A 19,912-nucleotide genomic window follows, 5' to 3' on the forward strand; every position below is an offset into this window, starting at 1 on the left:
ATATTTTGATATTAAGTCTTGTTGACTTTGTATAATGGAGGGTTTTCCTTGACTACTTTAAAAGAAATTCTAGCTATTCCAAGATTTAGCGAATTGAGTCTTCTTAATAATCACGCCAATTTGGACCGCCCGTTGGATACAGTGGAAGTCTTCGAAACACCCGATATGCATAGATTCATTCAAAAAAATACCCTATTGATTACAACAGGTATGGTTTATCAAAATCAACCTGAAAAATTATGCGAACTAATTAGTACATTATCGGAATTACCTGCAACTGGATTAGCAATTAAATTAGGTCGCTTTGTAGAAACACTTGATTCACAAGTCCTTGATTTAGCAGATCAATTAGAATTTCCTCTCATCCAAATCCCTATCCATATGACGCTTGGAGATATTTCTCAAAAATTATTGGGCTATATTTGGGATGAACAAACGGAGCAAATTTTTTATTCTTTAGAAATTCAACAACATTTTCTTCAATTACTCGTTCGAAATGTACCCCTAGAAAAACTTTTAGATGAATTGAGTGTTATGCTAAAACAGTCTATGCTACTTGTTGACCCATTAGGAGATATTCGGTATTCAAATCTTCAGTATTCTACTTTTGATTTATTTTCTGAAGATGGACAAAAATTTTTATCACTCTTAAAAAGATTGCAAAAGGAAAAACAGGAAAAACAATTTTTATTCACTTTCGAACAAGAAGAAAAATTGGTTAGTGTTTTGCCAATAGAAACAGAACGTTATTTTCCCTATGTATTGGTGCTTTTTGAAACAGATCCACTGCCGTATCCTTTTTCTAAATTTGCGATTAAGCAAGCACTCAATGTTTTATCACTAGCTGTTCACAAAGAATTGGCATTACAAACACAACAACAAACGGAAAGAAAAACAGTTCTTCAATATTTTTTAACACAATCAGATGCAAAAAATGATGACTGGGTAGAGTACAAAAAACATTTTCCTAAATTAACCTCTGCTTATTATCGAATTGTGACAATGGAAGCGACTATCTCTTCAAAAAAGTATTTTCACAAACAAAGTATATTATTGTTAATTGAGGATTATTTGCTTAAAAAAATGAAAGACATGCACCAATCTATTTTATTATTTCCAACTAATGAACCTACACAATGGATTTTACTTTTACAAGAAAAAGTCGATTTTTTACCCCTCTTAGAAGAAATCCATCATTTTGTGGTTGATTATTTAAAAACAGATACTCACTTTGGGATTGGTGATCCGGTTAATGATATTGATCTTATTAGTTTTTCGCATAAAGAAAGTCTTTATGCTTTAAAAGAAAATAATGGTGATACTTATCTCTCATTTAATAAAATTAAAAGTATCAAATATATTGCTAAAAATACGCCAGAAGATGATATACAATATTTTTGCCTTTCTGTCTTGAAACATCTCGCGTATCCTAAGAATGAAAGTGACATAGACTTGCGTCAAACTTTAAAAACTTATCTGGACAATCAATGCGAAATCACAAAAACTGCCGAAAAATTATTTGTGCATCGGAATACAGTTAAATATCGCATAAAAAAATGTGAAGCGATTTTTCATGCACCTATCCATTCAGAAGAACTCTCGCTGCAATTGCGCGTGGCACTTTATCTGTCTGAAATGAAACAACATATTTAAGGATGATCTGGTTACCAACTAATGCTAATTACATTAAAAAAGTGCATTCTTTGTATGAGAACGCACTTTTTTCCAGTTATGATAATTTTCACTTTATGACTATTTTTTACATATGAATGGGTAAACCTAAGCCTATCTCGGACACATCCATAATTGTTTCTGAAAGAGTTGGATGTCCATGGATGGTTAATGCAATATCTTCTAAGGTCAAGCAAGATTCGATTGCCAAAGTGAGTTCTGCAATCAAATCGCTAGCACCTACACCAACTATTTGTCCGCCCATAACCAATTCTGTTTCTTTTTCAAAAATTAAGCGCACAAATCCTTCAGTTGCATTTAGTGACAAGGCTCGACCATTCGCTTTCATAGGAAAGACAGCCCTACTAACTTGTTTGCCAGCCGCTTTAGCTTCTGCTAAAGTCCAACCTACGCTTGCAACTTCTGGGTCGGTAAAACAAATTGCTGGAATGACTCGATAATCTTTAGCGACATTTTTACCACAGATCACTTCAGCAGCAACTTTCGCCTCGTAACTAGCTTTGTGTGCTAGCGCTGGTCCTTCAATAACATCTCCTATAGCATAAATATGCGATTGTTTAGTCTGATACTGATTATTGACTGGAATTAGACCTATATCATTTACTGCAAGACCAGCTTTATCTAATTCAAGATTGGCTGTATTGGCACGACGACCAACTGTGACCATCACATAATCTGCAGACACATGATTTTTTTGATTATTGACTGTATAATGTACGTTTACTTGTGAACCATCGTCAACCGCTGATTGAGCGATCGCATTAGTCACCACTTTAATTCCTTTTTTCTTGAAGGATGTTTCGACAACTTGAATCAAATCTTTTTCATAAGTTGGTAATAGCTGTGACGAACCTTCTAGAATTGTTACATCTACACCTAAATTGGCATATGCGCCTCCTAGCTCTGAACCAATAACTCCACCACCGATAATCACCAATTTTTTTGGTAATTCTTTTAAAGAAAGACCTCCTGTTGAATCAATTATTCGTCCACCAAAAGAAAAACCAGGTATCTCAATTGGTTGACTACCAGTAGCAATAATCGCTTGTTGAAAATCGATGACTTCTTCTTGTTCATTCGTGCTTACAGACACTTGTTTTGATGAAATAAATTTTGCCATCCCTTCAACAATTTTCACATTATTTTTTTGCAACAACATTCGGATTCCTGAAGTCAACACACGTACAACTTTTTCATCTTTCCATTTTTGTGTTGTTGCAAAATCCAATTCAGTCTGACTATTTTTAATGCCCAAATAAGTAGCGTGTAAGGACTCTTGGTAAATATGTCCAGCATGAATCAAAGCTTTAGATGGGATACAACCAACATTTAAGCAAACGCCACCAATGTGTTTTCCTTCCACGATTGTAACTTGTTGCCCCAGTTGCGCTGCCCGAATTGCGGCTACATATCCACCAGGTCCAGAACCAATGACCAATGTTTCTGTTTTCTTTCCCATTTTTTGACCTCACTTTTCTATAACAATAAGCCTAGTGGATTTTCAAGAAGTGTAACAATCTGACTTAGGAAAGCTGCAGCAGGAGCTCCGTCGATGACTCGATGATCGAACGACAAATTCAGGTTGATTTTGAATTGATTGCTTATTTCTCCACTAGTTGCATCTTGAACTAACTGTTCATACATACCACCTACTCCTAAGATTGCCACTTCTGGTGCATTGATGATAGGATTAAAGGTTTTAACTTTACTTCGTCCCAATGAACTAATTGTGAAAGTTCCACCACTCATCTCTGATGGAGATAGTTGGTTGTTACGAGCTTTTGTTGTCTTTTCTTTAACTGCTTTTGTTAATTCACTTAACCCCATCTGATCTGCCTGCTTGATGACAGGAACAACGAGCCCCTCTTCAATTGCCACTGCGATCCCTAAATTCACATGCTTATGGAATTGGATACCTTCTTCTAAACCATGAGCATTGAAGATTGGATAAGTTTTTAAAGCAATCATTGCTGCTCTAGCAATAATTTCTAAATACGACAGACGTTCATTCACTTGTTCTTCAATCATTGGCAACAGCTGTCTGCGTATTTCAATGGATTGTGTCATGTCTACTTCCGCTGTCATCGTTACATGTGGAATTGTTGATTTGCTAGCCACCATCCGATTAGCAATTATTTGACGCATACTACTCCAAGGAACTAATTCCCCTTCGACAACTGTAACTTCCGCAGCGGATGTCATGGTCGTTCTATCTGGTATCTGATATTTTTTAACATCTAGCGCTTGAATCCGCCCGTTCGGACCAGTTCCATGAATTACTGCTAAGTCCAATTTTTTTTCACGAGCCATTCGTCTAGCGGCTGGAGTCGCTCTTACATTTTTATGGTGATCTGAGTCTACAGTTGATTCTGAAGTTAATTCTTCTGATTGTTCTTTTATCTCTTCAGTTAATGTCACTTGTGATGGCGCTATTTGTTGTCCTGGCATATCTTCAGGAACTTCTTCACCAGCTTCTCCAATATAAGCAATAACTGCATTGACAGGTGCACTCTCTCCATCTTCTATATAACGTTTTAGCAAAATACCTTCTTCGTAAGCTTCGACTTCGATAGCAATTTTATCAGTCATCACTTCAAAAATTGCTTCACCAATCTCAACAGGTTCTCCCACATTTTTCAACCAGACAGTGATTGTTCCTTCAGACATAGTTGAACTTAATTTCGGCATCAAGACTTCGTGTGCCATTCTTTCTCCTCCTAATTATGCGACATTAAGTTACGGCAAGCCTCTACAATGTTTTCAACTTGTGGTACTGCTTTTTTCTCTAACTCAGGATGATAAGGCATTGGGATTTCTGCACCAGCTAACCGTACAAGTGGGGCGTCTAGGAAATCAAATGATTCATTTTCGACAATTACACTAGCTAGTTCAGCACTAAAACCACTACGTTTAACTGCTTCAGTTACAATGACTGCCTTACCGGTTTTAATTACCGATTGAATAATTGTCTCTTTATCCAATGGTACCAATGTTCGTGGATCCACAACCTCAATATTAATGTCCTCTTTAGATAAAACTTCGGCTGCCTCCAAAGCTTTATGTACCATAATTCCAGTTGCAATTACTGTAATGTCGGTACCAACTTTTTTGATATCAGCAACTCCGATTGGAATCACGTATTTACCTTCTGGAACATCACTCGTTGTTCGGTAACACAATTTGTGTTCATAAAACATCACAGGATTGTCATCTATAATTGCAGCATGTAAGAGACCTTTAGCATCATAAGCTGTTGCTGGTTGAATGACTTTCAATCCAGGAATGTGAGCTGTCCAGTTTTCTAAACTTTGAGAATGTTGAGCGGCAGCTCCAGTACCTGAACCACCTGGAGTCCGCATTACTAAAGGAATTTTTGCTTTTCCTCCATACATATAACGGATTTTAGCTGCTTGATTAACAATTTGATCTAGAGCAATTGTAATAAAATCTGAAAATTGAAGTTCAAAAATTGGACGCATGCCCGTCATAGCAGCTCCCACAGCTGTGCCAGCGATGGCTGATTCAGAGATTGGTGTTGAACGTATGCGTTCTTCTCCAAATTCTTCAACCATACCACGACTAACACCAAATGCTCCCCCATAAACTCCGATATCTTCGCCTAACATAAATACTTCTTCATTTTCACGCATTGCTTCAGAAAGAGCTTCTCTTACTGCATCTGCATACGTAATTTCTCTCATATCGTTGTTCCTCCTACTCTGCGTATACGTCTTCGTACATGGTTTCAACAGCTACTACTGGACTTTTTTCACCAAATTTCACTGCATCCTCAATTGCTTGTTTCGCTTTTTTTCGAATTTCGTCTGCTTCTTCTTCGGTAAATACACCGGCTGCAATAAACCTATCTTTCGCTCGACGAATTGGGTCCTTTTCTTTACGCCAATTCTCTTCTTCTTCTTTTGTACGATATTTCTTCGCATCTGATTTCGAATGCCCTTTCCAACGATAGGTCAAAGCTTCAATTAAAGTTGGGCCTTCTCCTCGACGGGCTTTTTCAACTGCTTGATGGGTCGTCTCTATAACGCTCATCAAATCATTACCGTCAATGGTCACTCCTTCGATTCCGTAGGCTTGCGCACGATCTGACAACTGCTTGACACGAGTCATTTTTTTCACAGAACCACTCATGCCATATTGATTATTTTCAATAAAGAAAATCACTGGTAGATCCCAGATAGCTGCCAAATTAACAGCCTCATGGAAACTCCCTTCGTTCGTTGAACCATCACCAGCATAAGCCAAAGCAACTCGATTCCAGCCTTTCATTTTAGCAGTTAATCCAGCTCCAACAGCAATTGGAAATCCACCACCCACAATCCCATTGGCACCTAAATTACCAGTATCAAGATCAGCAATATGCATCGAACCACCTTTTCCTTTATTGGTGCCTGTAGTTCGTCCAAATAATTCAGCCATCATTGCATTGACATCTGTTCCTTTGGCTATCGTCTGTCCGTGACCGCGATGTGTGGCAGTAATCCAATCAGTTTTTCGAAGAACTGCGCCACTACCAGCAGCGGTAGCTTCTTGACCAACTGCTAAATGAGTTGTTCCATGAATTAGCCCTTGTGCAAACAATTGATCTACTTTTTCATCAAAAAAACGGATTTCCCACATCACCCTATAAATGTTCTTCAAATCTTCATCTGTTAAGCCAGCACTATTTGGTATTGAAATTGTCATTTGTTCTCCTTCTCTCTTTTATAAATCAGTAAATTTTAAAGAGCTTCAATCAAACTGTCACAACAGTTTTCTCTGCCGAAACTTGTAATAAATGGTGTACCGTCAATCACAGGAACATTCGGTTGAATGCTTAACTGTCCAATTGATACCACAGCATCTATTTCTGGTTCAATAGTCGTAACCTCATAAATACTTTTCCCAATCACAGCCACTTCCAAGCCTTTTTCTGTTAAGTAATGTTGAATGAACTCAACAGCAGCTTTTCTTTTATTGTCTGAAGTGCCTGATGCTACTAAAATCGTTTTCATTATATCTCTCCTTTTAATACGTTCTTCCACCGTCAGCTAAGATAATCTGCCCATGAATATAACTGCTTTCTGGGCTTGCTAAAAAGACCGCAAGATTAGCAATATCTTCTGGTTGACCGATACGATTGATGGGAATCTTCTTAAGTAATTCTTTTCTACTTTCTTCATTAGGATATAAATGATCCAATATTTCGGTTTGAATCACACGAGGAGCAATTGCATTGACATTAACCCCTTTTGGTCCCAATTCTTTAGATACAGTTCGCATTAATCCATGTTGACCAGCTTTGGAAGAAGCGTAATGAGCGCCTCCTCCAGTTCCCGTAATTGCTGATCCAGATGTGATAAAGATAATTTTCCCCTTATTTGTTAAAAAATCTTCGTAAAATGCTTTCAATGTATAAAAAGAGCCATGAAGATTGATTTTGATTACACGCTCCCACTCATCTATACTAATTTCATCAATCGTACGAAGATAACTAATTCCAGCATTAATGATTAGCACATCAATTCGTGAGAAGCGCTCAATCACTTGATTTCTAACATTTATCAAATCTTCTGCGTTCGAGACATCTGCTTTGACAAAAAATGAGGAAACGTGATATTTCCGACTAATTTCCTCAGCAGTTTCTTCACCTGCTTGTTCATTAAAATCCACAATTACTGGATTATATCCCTGTTTTGCAAAAGTAACAGCAATTGATTTCCCTATACCCTTAGCCGAACCAGTGATAACGACCACTTGATTTTTATCGTCTTGCACACCTGTCACATCCTTATTTTAGAATTTCAACAATTTTTTGAACATCCTCTTCAATCCCAATACCTGTTAGGAAAGACAATGCACGAATAACAGGAATGCTGTCACTTTCATAAGAAGTTGTTGTTACCACTAGATCAGCATTTCCAACTTTTGAAGGTAATTCTGAAACTTTGCATTGTTCTACTGTTGCTGGAATATTATTTTTCGCTAATTCTTCTTGAACTCTCATGCTAACCACTGTTGATGTAGCTACTCCTGTACCGCATGCAATTAAAATGTGTTTTTTATTCATATAAACCGTCTCCTGTCATCTAATGTTTTTATTCTTTGGTTTCAAATTGTTTTTTGATATCATTACGTGTCCAGAACCATAGACCTCCATAAAGTAGCAACGCAATTACACCTGCTGCAAAGGCAGGAACATTACTTGGATCAATCAATTTCAGCATAATCCATAATGTAATATGTGAACTCATATCAATACCTGAAATCATTGTTGCACCTTCTGGAAAAGCAAAACCAACAGCATGTGCCAATGTGGTTGTTAAGGCGCCTAAGTTTGTTGCAATAAAGAACACAATACAAAGAGAAACAATCGCATTAAGTAGTCCACGGAAAATATTCCCTTTTGAAGCTGCGACTGACCAAATAACGGTAAATGGTAAAACAGCTAAATCAGCAAATGGCAACAAACGATTAAACGGTAAGATAGCTGCTAATAAAATAGTAATCGGTACCATAAGTAGTGCTACTGTAATGATTGCCGGATGAGCAGTTACTACAGCTGCATCTAAACCGATATAAACTTTTTTTCCTGGGAATCGTTTTTGAATGAACGATTTCGCTGCATCTGCAATTGGAGATAACCCTTCCATTAACAGAGCTACCATTCTTGGCATCAAAATCATAACTGCTGACATTTGAATACCTAACTGAATAATTTCTTTTGAATCATAGCCCGCAAGAAAACCCATTCCTAAACCTAAAACTAAACCAATCATCATAGGTTCCCCAAAAAGTCCTAATTTATCTTTCAATGTTCCAGCATTGATATTAATTTTATTGATACCTGGAATTTTATCCCAAATTTTATTTAACGCATAAGTAATTGGTGCAAAGTTAACCGTCTCACCATGTGGTAGTGAAATTCCTGGTAAGCCGAAAAACTTTTCAACTGCTGGGGCAGTCCAGTCAGCAAGTTTGAAAACAACATATGCATTTACTAATGTTGCAACAATGGCAATCACGATAGAATCTGTCGCATAGTAGACCATCGCACCTGGAAAAATTAAATGCCAGTAATTCCATAAATCAACATCCATTGTTTTGGTTTGATTCAAGCTCAATAAGATAATATTGAAAATAAAGATAATTGGAATTAAAATTACAGCAATTGGTGTCGCAAATGTGATTGCCGCTGCAATTGGCCAACCAACATCTAAAATATCTAAAGACAAACCTAGACGTTCAATCATTGCTTGTGATGCAGTACCTATAGAATCGGAAAGTAATCCAATAACCAAATTTAACCCAGTAAATCCAATCCCTACTGTCAAACCTGCGCGAAATGACTTACTAATCGATTGACCTAAAATCAATCCAAAAATTGTAAGAATCAATGGCAACATTGCTGCTGCTCCTAAGTCCAACACATAGTTGACAGCACCTTTAATTATTTCTAACATACGTTTTTCCTCCTTTTAAATGATTGTGCCTAATAATTTTTCTATTTCTTCTATTTTTTCTCCTTTTTTTAATAACATTAATTTTTCTGAGTCTTGGCAAAGAGCAATGAGTTTTTGTAACATAAACACTTGATTTTCAGGTTTTTTAATTGCAAGCATAAAAACAATCTCAACATTCACATATTCGTTATTAGTAGCCATAATTTCAAACTCTACTGGAGTTTCTAGCACCCCTACCAAAAACCCCTCTGTTTCTACATGAACACAATCCGTATGCGGAATTGCAATATGAATTCCTCCTGTGGGTAAGCCTGTGGGAAATTCTCTTTCACGTTCGATTACTGCATCTTGATAACTTTCTTTGACAAATTTCTTTTGAATCAACACTGTACTCATCTGTTTCAGTAATTGTTCTTGATTGGTTTCATCAAAAACGTAATATAGATATTTTTTTGTTTCATCGTTTAATATTTTTTTCATAAGTCAACCCCATCACTTTATTTTCCATTTTTCTCATTTCTAATAGCATGCCACTTTCTGTCTTTTGCTGATCCATCCTAAAAAGAAAATCTTCATTCGCTAGGATTTCAGTAAAGTAATATAAACACTTACCTATTGATGTTTCTTCTGGAATACTAAAAGCAATGATATATTGCACTGGATCATTTTCCGGATGTCCAAAATGAACAGCTTCTTTTAACTTTATAAAACTTGCGCCAATTTTAATTGCACCATCAGAAGCATCTGCATGTGGAATTGCTACTCCAGGTGAAATCACAATGTAGGAACCGTTCTCTTCAATGACTTTTATCATACCTTCAATATATCGTTCTTCAATCAATTCACTTTTTAGTAATAGTTTACCTGCTTCGCTAATTGCTTCTCGCCAGTCATTCACTTCTACTTTAAATGCAATACGTTCCATCGAAAGCAAATCAGATAAACGTTTCACTTCAGTTTCCTCCAGCTCTAATTGAGTAATTGATGGAGAATACAATGCTTCAATATCTTTCAAAAATTCGTCCTGTTCTTCTTTTTCTACGTACTTATCCATAAGAGAAAGTAACGTTTGAAACATATCTCGGCTTTGATGACTGATTTCTTGGTCAATAATTTCTCTTGGTTTGATTTGATAAATCGCTTTTTGAATTTTAATAATGTCTTTTTCCATTAAAATTGGATTAATTAAAACAACTGGTGAATAAGAAAATTGGAGAGGTACTGTCGTAATAATTAAATCTTGATTTGTGGGATTATTTTTTCTTAACATATGCGTTGAATCAATTGAAATGATGTCAATATTTGGAAAAGTTGCTGTCAACTTAGCTTTAATCAATTGTGCCGTCCCACGTCCTGAGTTACAGACAACTCTGACTTTCAACGATTTATTCTTTGTGGCAACATCATTTGTTTCAAATATTGCCATTATATACATGACAACAAAAGAGATTTCATCAAGGGTTAATGATGCCTGCAAATAGTCTTCAATTTTCTGTAAATACTTTTTCACTAATGGAAAAATCGCAGAATATGATTGATAAATTTCATCGAATAAGACATTTCGAACATTGATATTTGCTTTAACGCGATAAATCAATAATTTTAGATGATTTTCAAGTAAATCAAATAGTTCACTGTTCAAGTAATACTTGATATTCAATTCTTTCGAAATATTGAAAATAAATTCAGTGATCATAATTTGCATTTCAATCGAATCAATTTTTCGACCATTATTTTTGATATAGCTTTTACTGCGCAAAATAGAAACAAGTGATGCAATTTCTTTATCTGAAATTTTCTGATTATATTTAAGTTCTAATTCTTTTGCTAAACTCAAAGCAAAATTGTATTTAGAACTTGACTTCACATCAACACCATCTTCTAGCGTTTGGATGGAAAAGCCTAGTTGTAGTCTTTCAATCATAATCAGCAAATAACAAACAACTTCTTGATAGGCAAAGTCAGAAAGTTGCACTTGATGTTGTTTTTCAACCTCCAATAATAGCTTACCAATTTCTTGATAACGCGCTTTTTTATCAATAATGTCTAATAATAAGTTCTGAAAAATATTATCTTCAAATCCCATTGCATAATCATATTCTTGGTCAAACAAACCATTTGATATAATCAGTTTCATCATTGCTGCTCTAATGCCTTTCTCGTCGCCAATCACTTTGTACCCTTTTCCAGTGAATGAACTTAAAGATAATTGATTTTGTTCAAACCATTTTTTTAACTCTTCAATATCACTAACTAAGGTGTTACGACTAACTAAAACATATTCCGATAGATAATACGTGGTGATATAATCGCTACTTGTCACTAAAATTAAAGCTAAAATCGTCCGTCGTTCATTTTGACATAAACGATAGTTCTGAAAATTAGAATACGCTTTCAAAACTGATTTCAAATCAATTTCTTCCGCCATTCTTAGGAATCCTGTTTCATCAATAATTAATTTAGTTGCATGCTTTTTCTCTAAATAAAAATTGATTTCTTTGATATCATTTCGAATTGTTTGTTCTGAAACGTTAAATAGTTCTGCATATCTTTGTAAGGTTTCACTTTTTGCTCTAAGTATATCTAATAAAATTTTATTGATTCTTCTATTCAATGCAACCACCTCTACATTTCTAATTATCGCTATATTCATATTTTTCACAAGACCAATCATTTTGATATCGCTTTCAAAAGAATTGTGATAGTGAAAAGATACCTGTCATGCTAAACTAACTACTATAATTCAATACAACCTCTAATACAAGAAAAAATAACAATAAGAACTTATGAAATAGAAAGGAACTTAATTATGAAAGCTTTACGTAAATTAGCGGAAGGCTACAACCAAATGGCTTTAGTTGAGGTAAATGAAGTCTTTCCATCGGATGGTGAGCTGAAGCTTCGAGTTATCTATACAGGGATTTGCGGTTCTGACATCCATGGTTTTAAAGGAGAGTATAACAAAAAAATCCCTTTAACATTAGGTCATGAATTTGTTGGGGAAGTAGTTGATATAGGACATTCTTCTTCATTATATAAAGTAGGAGATATTGTCGTTAGCGAAACAACTTTTGAAACTTGTGAAAAATGCAGCTATTGCAATGAACAGGAATATAATCTTTGTTCTGATCGAAAGGGTCTTGGCACACAGGTAGACGGTAGCTTTGCCGAGTTTGTTCTTGTAAAAGAAAAACGATGCCATCTTATTCCTAAAGAGATTGACAACAAGATAGCTGCAATGTTGGAGCCACTTGCATGTTGTATTCATGCCGTCAAAGAAAAGACAATAGTCTCTCCTAACGAAAAAATTGTTGTATTTGGACCTGGTCCAATAGGTATTCTTCTTGCCACAGTGTTAGTTTCACTAAATATTGAGGTTTTATTAGTAGGAACAGCGAGAGATGCAAAACGATTAGCTTTGGCTAAAGAATTAGGTATTGCTCACACGCTGATTGTGCAAAAGGATGATGTTGAAGCGTTCGTTCAGACTTGGACGAACGGAATCGGTGCAGATCAAATTTTTGAATGTTCAGGGAGTATTCATGCTGTTCATCAAGCGATGCAAATTATTAAAAAGAAAGGAACGATTATTCAAGAAGGACTTTTCGCTACCACAATGAATGAGATTAATATGGATGATTTAATTCATAAAGAAATCTGCTATGTTGGTTCACGCACGCAAAAACCCAGCTCTTGGAAATCAGCAATCCAATGGCTAGTAGATACAAATATGGATTTGTCTCCTATTGTAACTGCCATCCTTCCACTTGATGAATGGGAAGCTGCGTTTCGTTTAGCTATGAATGGCGAAGAATTAAAAATACTGATGAAACCTTAATCGATACATCCTGTCAGCGATTATGCTGATGTTCATCAATTGATACACATCAATATAAAATAAGTTCAATCTTCTTTCATTACAAAGATTGAGCTTATTTTGTCTTCTTCCCAGCAATCGTATCCCACAAACAAGCTTTACCTTGATAAAGTATCCAATAACTTATGGAATGCAGCAATCCCTTTAAATTGATTCAAAAGAACACGGTTGACTTCTTCTAAAGCTTTGTTTGCTATTTCTCTTGTTTGCGTGATATTATTTTTTTCTACCTCTTCCAGTACTGATCGTACAGTATCTAAAGAAAAGACTGTACGTTGAACGGTTCGGATGATGTAAATTTTTCTAATATCGTTAATAGTGAATTGGCGAAAATTACTATCAGAATTTCTCTTAGCGTTGATCAGTCCTTCTTTTTCCCAGTGACGGATAGCCGATGTTGAAACTCCTGCTTCTTTAGCCACTTCACCAATTGAAAAGACTGTTTTATTTTTATATTTTGGAATAGAAGCTAATACGTCAGGTTCGAGAATTTCAATCGTATATTCGATTCTCTCTTTTTCAGAATACAATGTGACTTGTTTTTTATTAATTTCCCAGATAGCCGAAATAATATCGCCAGAAATCACCATCGGAAAAATAGTTTTTATGAAATCTGTGCCAAAACCAGGCATCATTTCTCTAATACACGTGAAGTATGATTGATGAATCGTGGTATAAATACGATAGCCATTATTTTGACGCTCTACTTTCGGAATAATTCCCCATGATTCATAGTGTCTCAAAGCACTCGTACTAATATTTAATTGTTTTGCAATGTCAGTTCCTCTCAAAGTGATTCCTCCTTTGCTAAATTATAAATAAACTTTAAAGTACATGACAGCTTTATGTTTACTAAATGCTTATTATAATGGATTCCTTATTAAAAACCTTAGCATTTGCATGAATTTGCTAAACTATATTTAGAATGGAGGAATTTATTATGAGTCAAATTAAAATTCAAAAAGTTGTCCCAGCATTACCCGCTGTAAATCTCAAAGAAACAATCGCATTCTACAAGAATTTAGGCTTTACCAATATCTATGAGAACAATATACGTTCAAACGGATATGCAGTGATGGTAAATGATTATTTGGAATTTCATATCTATACGTATAAGAAATTAGAAATTCCTACTCCGACAAATACGTATCTTTATCAAGTAAACAATGTCGATGCGTTGCACACAATGTTAGCGACACAATATAAGGAAGCAGTAGGAAAAAAACTTCCACGAACAGGACTACCTAGAATGGGCGTACCAAAAAGTCTAAATTTTGATAGAAGATTTAGTTTAACGGATATGAATGGCAATAATTTCATTTTTTTGGAGGTATTTGAACAAAAGAATGAGCATCATATAAAAACACGATTTGAAAAATTATATTGGGAAAGCAATACGCTCGCCTATTCTCACGAGAGTCCTATTGAAGCGAAAAAAATGTTAGAAACTGCAATAAAAAGACAGAATTTGCAAAACGAACAACCTTCCATCATATTTCAAGCTTATGTACTTCTTGTCGACTGTTCCTTTCTTTTAGGAAACATTGAGAAAGCTAAGATTTATTACCAAGAAGCAACTAATTGGTTAGAAAAAGTCACAGCTCCTACAGATGAATATTTTGCAGACGCCATAATTCAATATGAAAAATATTCAAGTTTGCAAGAAATAAACGAAGTTAGTTAAAGAAATGATTGATGGTATTAAATAAAGAACTTCCGGTTAGCTGTTTTAAACACAGTTAATCGGAAGTTCTTTAGTCATCGATCATAGATGCTTAACTCACAAAATTTCTTTCAACAAATCTAGCAACGATTCTTTTTCTGTTACAATATAATCTGGAATAATTGTTCCAACAGGTTGTGGATGTTGTCGTCGATTACTCCAAATTGTTTTCCAGCCTACCGCTTTTGCCCCTACCATATCATTTTGAAAAGAATCTCCAACATAATACGTTTTTTCTTTATTTAAGTTCAGCTTTTCTTCCACCAAGTGAAAAATTTTCGGATCAGGTTTAGCTAATTCAACAATGGAAGAAATAAATATCTGTTCTTTTGGAATCCATTTTTCCAAATTTAACTGTTGGATTTTTCTTTTTTGATGTTCTTTTGGCCCATTAGTAATGATTCCTAAGGTTATTCCTTTTTCTAAACAAAAATCCAAGGCATTTTTCATATCTGGCGTAAGTTCAATTTTCTGTTGATATTCTTGATATGTTTTTTGAAAACTATCTGCTTGGCTATCAGTAATTTCATGACTGTAATAAGCTAACGCCTTACCGATGCGATATCTATGCATTTTGGTCATACTCATTTCGCCATTTTCCGTTAAATGAAAAACTTCATCGCTGTATTTCCGGCTTAAAACATATAACTTTTCAACTGACACATTGGGAAAATTAAAATGTTCTTGATACGCTTGCTTGAATGGTTCTAACTGATCATACAATGTATCGTCTACATCAAATAAGATTGCTGTCATAACGAACTCCTTTATAATTAAGTCTGAAGAAGAGAAGATTTCTTATTATTCATAATAAATCAGTTTTCTCTTCTTGAAAAGAATAATTTGTTGCAACAAATGATTGAGATAACTCAGAAATCTTTTGTTTGCATTCAAAAAATTTTAAGACATTCCTCTAATTATCGCTACTAATTATAGTTTATTCTACGCTTTTGACCTGTTCTTCTTGTTCTAATTGTTCTTTATTGTATACTCGTAATCTATAGAAGAACATTAATGTACAAACAATTAATACACCAACCGCTAAAGCAATTAGAAATCCCCAAACATTTTCGATTAACGGCCACATATAAAAGCCATAAATCCCTCCTGGAAATACTGAAGCACCTAGTGAAAAGCCAATTGCTCCTGCTACAGCCGTACCAATCATGCTTATTGGAATAATTACTGGATATAAGATGATGAACGGTAATACTGCTTCTGAAATTCCTAAAAATCCTAATATTAAACAAGAAAGAGCACCTTGCTTTAATTGGGGATCGAAAATTTCTTTTTTCGTAAAAATTCTTGCAAAATAAGGAGACAATCCTAAACCTATCGGAGCGACAAGAGCACCCAGAACCAATGCTATATACGAATATCCTGTATCAAAATATAATTGTTTTCCTATAGTACCAGCCATTTTATTTACTGGACCACCAAAATCAAAGGCACGAGCTGCACCCAATCCGGCAGAAAGTAATGCGCCACCTTCTGTACCAATCGAAGTGATTAACCATTGACTGAGACTGGAAAACCCAATACCGATATAGGCAATAACAAATTTACTTGCCAATAAAACGATAATTGAGCCTAAAAGCGGAAGTAAAAATAACGTTTTTACACCAATATATTTTCGATTAATTTTAATGGATTTATTAAGACATAAAATACTATAACCTGCCACATATCCTGCTAAAATCGCGCCAAGAAAACCTGTTACCATTTGAACAACTAACAATCCACCTAAGAATCCCGGAGCTAATCCTGGTCTATCAGCAATACCGAAAGAAATATATCCAGCGAATACAGGATACATAATAGTAAACATTAATGAGCCTGCATTATAACACCACGTAATAAAATCTAATATAGGACTTCCTTGTGCAGCCAAAACTTCTTCTGTAAAAACACTAACATCAAAAAAAACTGAGCCTAATAAAGATGTGACTCCCATAGTTACACCAGCAATAATAATTAAAGGCATCATATAAGAAATACCTGTCATTAAATTCTTTTGCAACTCTTTAAGAATAGGTTTTAATTTGGCCCCCATATCAATTTCTTCCTTCAAAATATTCATCTAAAATACGATCAATTTTTCCAATCGCATCTTGTAAAGATACTTCAATGATTTTATCTTCAAAACCTTCAAACCGCTCTTCTTCACGAATGGTGACAGCGGCAGTAAAAATAATTAAATCTGCACTTTCAATATCTGCTTTAGTAAGTTTATTTTCTATCCCAATAGATCCTTGCGTTTCCATTTTAACGATACCATTACGCTTTTTTACAGCGTTCTCAACTGAATCTGCTGCCATATAGGTATGTGCAATCCCAGTTGGACATGCAGAAATTCCGATAACCTTCATTTTAACTCCTCCTATTTTGAAAAAAATTAACAATTGAGTCTAATTCCATGAACTGACTCAATTTTTGTTTCGAATTAGCAATTTCAATAATTATGGTTAATATATTTTTAGCTTGGTGTAAGTCTTTTTCATTCATACAAAGCAAAAAAATTAATTTTGCTTTGCCATTCCCCCATTCTATAGGGGTTGTATTACGAATAATTAATATCTGTGTTTTTTTCACTAATTTTGGTGATGGATGGGGAACTGCTATGCCATTAACAAACGCTGTCGAACTAATCTGTTCACGTTTCATTAAGTTTTCATACGTATTCCCTATTGTCAACTCATGTTTTTCGGTTTCTGTTGCTAGAAAGAGTAATACTTCTTCTTTAGTTAAGAAATTACTTGTTTCATATAACAATGCTCCCTCTAAAAAATGCCTTCCAATAGACTTAGAAGAATTTCCTGACAATAATTTTTGTTCAGATTGTAATAAAGATTTGGAATAATAGTTTTTTATTTGAGATAAATCTTCATCAGAAATAAATGGCGATACGTAGAAAACAGGGACAGTGTCAATTTTGACTTTAACTGTTGAAACAATAAAATCAATCCTTGATAAATCAATATCTTTAGCCTCTTCCAATGAACTAACTTCCATAATGTCTAGCGGAGGTAAGTAACGCCGAATTTTTAAAGCTAACAATTGAGAGGATGCTACGCCATTTAAACAAATAATTAGCACACGTTTTATCCGATGATTTTTTTCAATTGAAACTTGAAAATGAATCGTTAAAAATGCAATTTCATCGTCAGGTATCACTAATCCCATAGATGTTTGAAGGTCACTTACAACCAATGCAACAAGATGAAAAATAATGGGATAATCTTTTTTGATTGTCTCCAACATCGGATTTTTAAAATGAATTTTCCGTTTGACTCTATATAGCATTGGCTCAACATGAGCAAGTAATTGTTTATTTAAAACGTCATCTTGGCTAAAATCAATAGAGCTAACATCACTCATTCTAACAATAAGTTGTTGAACGATTTCTTTCACTTGTTTCTGATATACCTGCTTATTATCAGAAACATTTATTCCATAACCAATGAACAGATGATTCATATAAAATATATCTGCTTCAGTAAATATGATAGATAATTTTTCTCCTACCAAGTTCAAATATTCTTTCATTGCAGCGTAAGATTCCAACTGTAAAACTAATGTTGAATTCATAAAAGTATCTTCAACATGATGCTCTTGTTGGATTCTATGAATCATCACGACCAATTTAGTGAGCAATTCTCGGTAATAGATAACATTAAATTGTGATATATTCAGCTCTAGTACGTCATTTAACATGTCCATACAACTATTGACTGCTCTCTCACCAAATGATTGCTTTAAAAATTGGATATGATTATCCGATGAAACATAAGATTCACTTGTATTTTTAGATCTTTCAAAGATTAGCTTTGTATAACTAAATTGAAGTTGAGATTCTGAACCAGTAACATAACTACCTTGTGAACCAGAGTAAAAGGTACATCCTGCTTTATCTGAGAAGAATAATTTTATTTTTTCAAACAATTGGGCAACAGAGGAATTACTGATATAATACGTTGCAGCCAATGATTCATACGTGACTTTTTTCCCTTTTAACAGCGTTTCAATATTTTCAAAAAATCGGCTTTCAACTTCAGTAATTTCAAAACTAGTCGCTTCATAATCAATAAGTTCTTGAATTCTACATGTATCTTTATAATTGATAGTCACTTTGATCCCTTTCCCCTGTTTTTTAAGTAGTGGAATTTGATTCGTGATTAAAAACTGCTCAACTATTTTTAAATCATTGAATACCGTTCTTCTTGAAATGTTGAGTCTTTCAGCAATTTGATTTACTGCTTCATAATCTTTATTAGCACACAATATTTTGAGTAATTTTATTTGTCTAGAATTCATATTTTTACTCCTTAAAAAGAAAACGTTTCCTATTACTAATATAACTACTAGCTATATAAATAAACACCACATTTGATTGCATCAACATAGTGCAAACAATTTGCATAGATCGAATCAAATGAAGTGTTTTTTACTTATATACAAGTCTTTGAACAACAGATAATAATTCATCGGGCGAATGTACAATATAATCGGATAAAGATTCTTTTTCTTCTCTATACCCTCGATAGTTCACCCAAATCGTATGCCATCCTACTGATTTTGGTCCTACAATATCATTTTGATAATTATCACCTATATAATAAAAATGTTGCTTATTTATTGGAAAATCTAATTTTTTCTCAAATTGTTCAAAAATAAATTTTTCCGGCTTAGAAATCCCTACCTTTTCAGAAATAAACATGCGATTTTGTGGGAACCATTTATCCAAATTCAACATAGTGATTTTTTTAGATTGCTTTTTTATCGTACCGTTAGTAATAATTCCGATAATTTGCTGTTCATTCACCAATAAATCTAAAAGTTCTTCCATTTTTGGAAATAATTGAATCTCATTTTGATAATCTTCAAAGTCCAATTGAAATTGAATGGCTTGTTCTTCTGTAATTTGAATATTGTAATCTTGTAGTGCACGCTGAATGCGAAATATTTGCATCGCTTTCAATTTCTTCTTATCAAAGCCTTCTGAAAAAGCTTCATCTCCGTATTCTTTCATTAATTGATAAAGAGCAGGAATATTCAATTGTTTTTCATTAATAACTAAATTATTCAATGCTCTTCCAAATGCGTGTTGTTGATCGTACATTGTATCATCAATATCAAAAACGAATATTTTTTTCATTGCTT

At 34.4% G+C, this 19,912-nt stretch carries 19 protein-coding genes; 3 read left to right on the top strand and 16 right to left on the bottom strand.

Translation table 11 applies throughout. The features are described from left to right. Positions 1 to 48: 48 nt before the first annotated feature. Complete coding sequence (locus DOK78_RS10525; RefSeq protein WP_207940408.1) at positions 49 to 1,653, top strand: PucR family transcriptional regulator; 1,605 nt, start codon at positions 49 to 51, stop codon at positions 1,651 to 1,653. A 106-nt stretch (positions 1,654 to 1,759) separates the two neighbouring features. Here DOK78_RS10525 and lpdA read toward each other — a convergent pair whose 3' ends face one another. The 10 genes from lpdA to DOK78_RS10575 are packed head-to-tail and all read right to left on the bottom strand — an operon-like array spanning position 1,760 to position 11,775. Next, positions 1,760 to 3,151, bottom strand: a complete 1,392-nt coding sequence (lpdA, locus tag DOK78_RS10530) for a dihydrolipoyl dehydrogenase (RefSeq protein ID WP_207940407.1) — start codon at positions 3,149 to 3,151, stop codon at positions 1,760 to 1,762. A 17-nt stretch (positions 3,152 to 3,168) separates the two neighbouring features. Then, positions 3,169 to 4,398, bottom strand: a complete 1,230-nt coding sequence (locus tag DOK78_RS10535; RefSeq protein ID WP_207940406.1) for a dihydrolipoamide acetyltransferase family protein — start codon at positions 4,396 to 4,398, stop codon at positions 3,169 to 3,171. An 11-nt stretch (positions 4,399 to 4,409) separates the two neighbouring features. Next, complete coding sequence (locus DOK78_RS10540; protein WP_207940405.1) at positions 4,410 to 5,393, bottom strand: alpha-ketoacid dehydrogenase subunit beta; 984 nt, start codon at positions 5,391 to 5,393, stop codon at positions 4,410 to 4,412. 13 nt (positions 5,394 to 5,406) lie between these two features. Continuing rightward, positions 5,407 to 6,396, bottom strand: coding sequence for a thiamine pyrophosphate-dependent dehydrogenase E1 component subunit alpha (locus tag DOK78_RS10545; protein ID WP_207940404.1), 990 nt, complete (start codon positions 6,394 to 6,396; stop codon positions 5,407 to 5,409). A gap of 35 nt (positions 6,397 to 6,431) precedes the next feature. Beyond that, the gene (locus tag DOK78_RS10550; protein ID WP_207940403.1) at positions 6,432 to 6,704 is read right to left on the bottom strand and encodes a hypothetical protein; all 273 of its coding nucleotides are present in this window, start codon (positions 6,702 to 6,704) and stop codon (positions 6,432 to 6,434) included. Positions 6,705 to 6,717: 13 nt separating this feature from the next. After that, on the bottom strand, positions 6,718 to 7,467 hold the full coding sequence (locus DOK78_RS10555) for an SDR family oxidoreductase (protein ID WP_207940402.1): 750 nt from the start codon (positions 7,465 to 7,467) through the stop codon (positions 6,718 to 6,720). Between the two features lie 13 nt (positions 7,468 to 7,480). Then, positions 7,481 to 7,759 (bottom strand): PTS sugar transporter subunit IIB, encoded by a 279-nt coding sequence (locus DOK78_RS10560; protein ID WP_207940401.1) that lies wholly within the window; start codon positions 7,757 to 7,759, stop codon positions 7,481 to 7,483. A gap of 28 nt (positions 7,760 to 7,787) precedes the next feature. Then, positions 7,788 to 9,152, bottom strand: coding sequence for a PTS galactitol transporter subunit IIC (locus tag DOK78_RS10565; protein WP_207940400.1), 1,365 nt, complete (start codon positions 9,150 to 9,152; stop codon positions 7,788 to 7,790). 15 nt (positions 9,153 to 9,167) lie between these two features. Then, entirely contained in the window at positions 9,168 to 9,632 is a 465-nt protein-coding gene (locus DOK78_RS10570) for a PTS sugar transporter subunit IIA (RefSeq protein WP_207940399.1), read from the bottom strand. Beyond that, positions 9,610 to 11,775, bottom strand: coding sequence for a BglG family transcription antiterminator (locus tag DOK78_RS10575; protein ID WP_339076144.1), 2,166 nt, complete (start codon positions 11,773 to 11,775; stop codon positions 9,610 to 9,612). Before DOK78_RS10575 ends, DOK78_RS10570 begins: the two co-directional genes overlap by 23 nt. A 186-nt stretch (positions 11,776 to 11,961) precedes the next feature. Here DOK78_RS10575 and DOK78_RS10580 point away from each other — a divergent pair, with 186 nt between their 5' ends. Continuing rightward, positions 11,962 to 12,990 (top strand): zinc-binding dehydrogenase, encoded by a 1,029-nt coding sequence (locus tag DOK78_RS10580; protein ID WP_207940397.1) that lies wholly within the window; start codon positions 11,962 to 11,964, stop codon positions 12,988 to 12,990. Positions 12,991 to 13,127: 137 nt separating this feature from the next. Here the strand turns inward: DOK78_RS10580 and DOK78_RS10585 are convergent, their stop codons facing one another. After that, complete coding sequence (locus tag DOK78_RS10585; protein ID WP_207940396.1) at positions 13,128 to 13,820, bottom strand: MerR family DNA-binding transcriptional regulator; 693 nt, start codon at positions 13,818 to 13,820, stop codon at positions 13,128 to 13,130. A gap of 149 nt (positions 13,821 to 13,969) precedes the next feature. Between DOK78_RS10585 and DOK78_RS10590 the strand changes: the two genes are divergently transcribed. Further along, a complete protein-coding gene (locus DOK78_RS10590; RefSeq protein WP_207940395.1) occupies positions 13,970 to 14,713 on the top strand; it encodes a hypothetical protein in 744 nt (247 codons plus the stop codon). 96 nt (positions 14,714 to 14,809) lie between these two features. Here the strand turns inward: DOK78_RS10590 and DOK78_RS10595 are convergent, their stop codons facing one another. From DOK78_RS10595 to DOK78_RS10615, 5 genes are all read right to left on the bottom strand, one after another. Continuing rightward, positions 14,810 to 15,508 (bottom strand): HAD family hydrolase, encoded by a 699-nt coding sequence (locus DOK78_RS10595; RefSeq protein ID WP_207940394.1) that lies wholly within the window; start codon positions 15,506 to 15,508, stop codon positions 14,810 to 14,812. A 181-nt stretch (positions 15,509 to 15,689) separates the two neighbouring features. Beyond that, complete coding sequence (locus DOK78_RS10600) at positions 15,690 to 16,805, bottom strand: PTS fructose transporter subunit IIC (protein WP_207940393.1); 1,116 nt, start codon at positions 16,803 to 16,805, stop codon at positions 15,690 to 15,692. A gap of 1 nt (position 16,806) precedes the next feature. Then, the gene (locus DOK78_RS10605) at positions 16,807 to 17,121 is read right to left on the bottom strand and encodes a PTS fructose transporter subunit IIB (protein WP_207940392.1); all 315 of its coding nucleotides are present in this window, start codon (positions 17,119 to 17,121) and stop codon (positions 16,807 to 16,809) included. A gap of 1 nt (position 17,122) precedes the next feature. After that, positions 17,123 to 19,066 (bottom strand): BglG family transcription antiterminator, encoded by a 1,944-nt coding sequence (locus DOK78_RS10610; protein WP_207940391.1) that lies wholly within the window; start codon positions 19,064 to 19,066, stop codon positions 17,123 to 17,125. Between the two features lie 130 nt (positions 19,067 to 19,196). Continuing rightward, positions 19,197 to 19,907, bottom strand: coding sequence for an HAD family hydrolase (locus DOK78_RS10615; protein WP_207940390.1), 711 nt, complete (start codon positions 19,905 to 19,907; stop codon positions 19,197 to 19,199). Between the last annotated feature and the right edge of the window lie 5 nt (positions 19,908 to 19,912).

Source organism: Enterococcus sp. DIV2402 (assembly GCF_017426705.2).
Taxonomy (GTDB): Bacteria; Bacillota; Bacilli; order Lactobacillales; family Enterococcaceae; genus Enterococcus_F; species Enterococcus_F lowellii.

Excerpts from the sequence above, each read along its gene's own strand:
- DOK78_RS10570 (WP_207940399.1), bottom strand. The coding sequence starts at position 9,632 with ATGAAAAAAATATTAAACGATGAAACAAAAAAATATCTATATTACGTT.
- DOK78_RS10560 (WP_207940401.1), bottom strand. The coding sequence starts at position 7,759 with ATGAATAAAAAACACATTTTAATTGCATGCGGTACAGGAGTAGCTACA.
- DOK78_RS10610 (WP_207940391.1), bottom strand. The coding sequence starts at position 19,066 with ATGAATTCTAGACAAATAAAATTACTCAAAATATTGTGTGCTAATAAA.
- DOK78_RS10550 (WP_207940403.1), bottom strand. The coding sequence starts at position 6,704 with ATGAAAACGATTTTAGTAGCATCAGGCACTTCAGACAATAAAAGAAAA.
- DOK78_RS10535 (WP_207940406.1), bottom strand. The coding sequence starts at position 4,398 with ATGGCACACGAAGTCTTGATGCCGAAATTAAGTTCAACTATGTCTGAA.
- DOK78_RS10545 (WP_207940404.1), bottom strand. The coding sequence starts at position 6,396 with ATGACAATTTCAATACCAAATAGTGCTGGCTTAACAGATGAAGATTTG.
- DOK78_RS10595 (WP_207940394.1), bottom strand. The coding sequence starts at position 15,508 with ATGACAGCAATCTTATTTGATGTAGACGATACATTGTATGATCAGTTA.
- DOK78_RS10540 (WP_207940405.1), bottom strand. The coding sequence starts at position 5,393 with ATGAGAGAAATTACGTATGCAGATGCAGTAAGAGAAGCTCTTTCTGAA.
- DOK78_RS10615 (WP_207940390.1), bottom strand. The coding sequence starts at position 19,907 with ATGAAAAAAATATTCGTTTTTGATATTGATGATACAATGTACGATCAA.
- DOK78_RS10605 (WP_207940392.1), bottom strand. The coding sequence starts at position 17,121 with ATGAAGGTTATCGGAATTTCTGCATGTCCAACTGGGATTGCACATACC.
- lpdA (WP_207940407.1), bottom strand. The coding sequence starts at position 3,151 with ATGGGAAAGAAAACAGAAACATTGGTCATTGGTTCTGGACCTGGTGGA.
- DOK78_RS10565 (WP_207940400.1), bottom strand. The coding sequence starts at position 9,152 with ATGTTAGAAATAATTAAAGGTGCTGTCAACTATGTGTTGGACTTAGGA.
- DOK78_RS10600 (WP_207940393.1), bottom strand. The coding sequence starts at position 16,805 with ATGGGGGCCAAATTAAAACCTATTCTTAAAGAGTTGCAAAAGAATTTA.
- DOK78_RS10580 (WP_207940397.1), top strand. The coding sequence starts at position 11,962 with ATGAAAGCTTTACGTAAATTAGCGGAAGGCTACAACCAAATGGCTTTA.
- DOK78_RS10590 (WP_207940395.1), top strand. The coding sequence starts at position 13,970 with ATGAGTCAAATTAAAATTCAAAAAGTTGTCCCAGCATTACCCGCTGTA.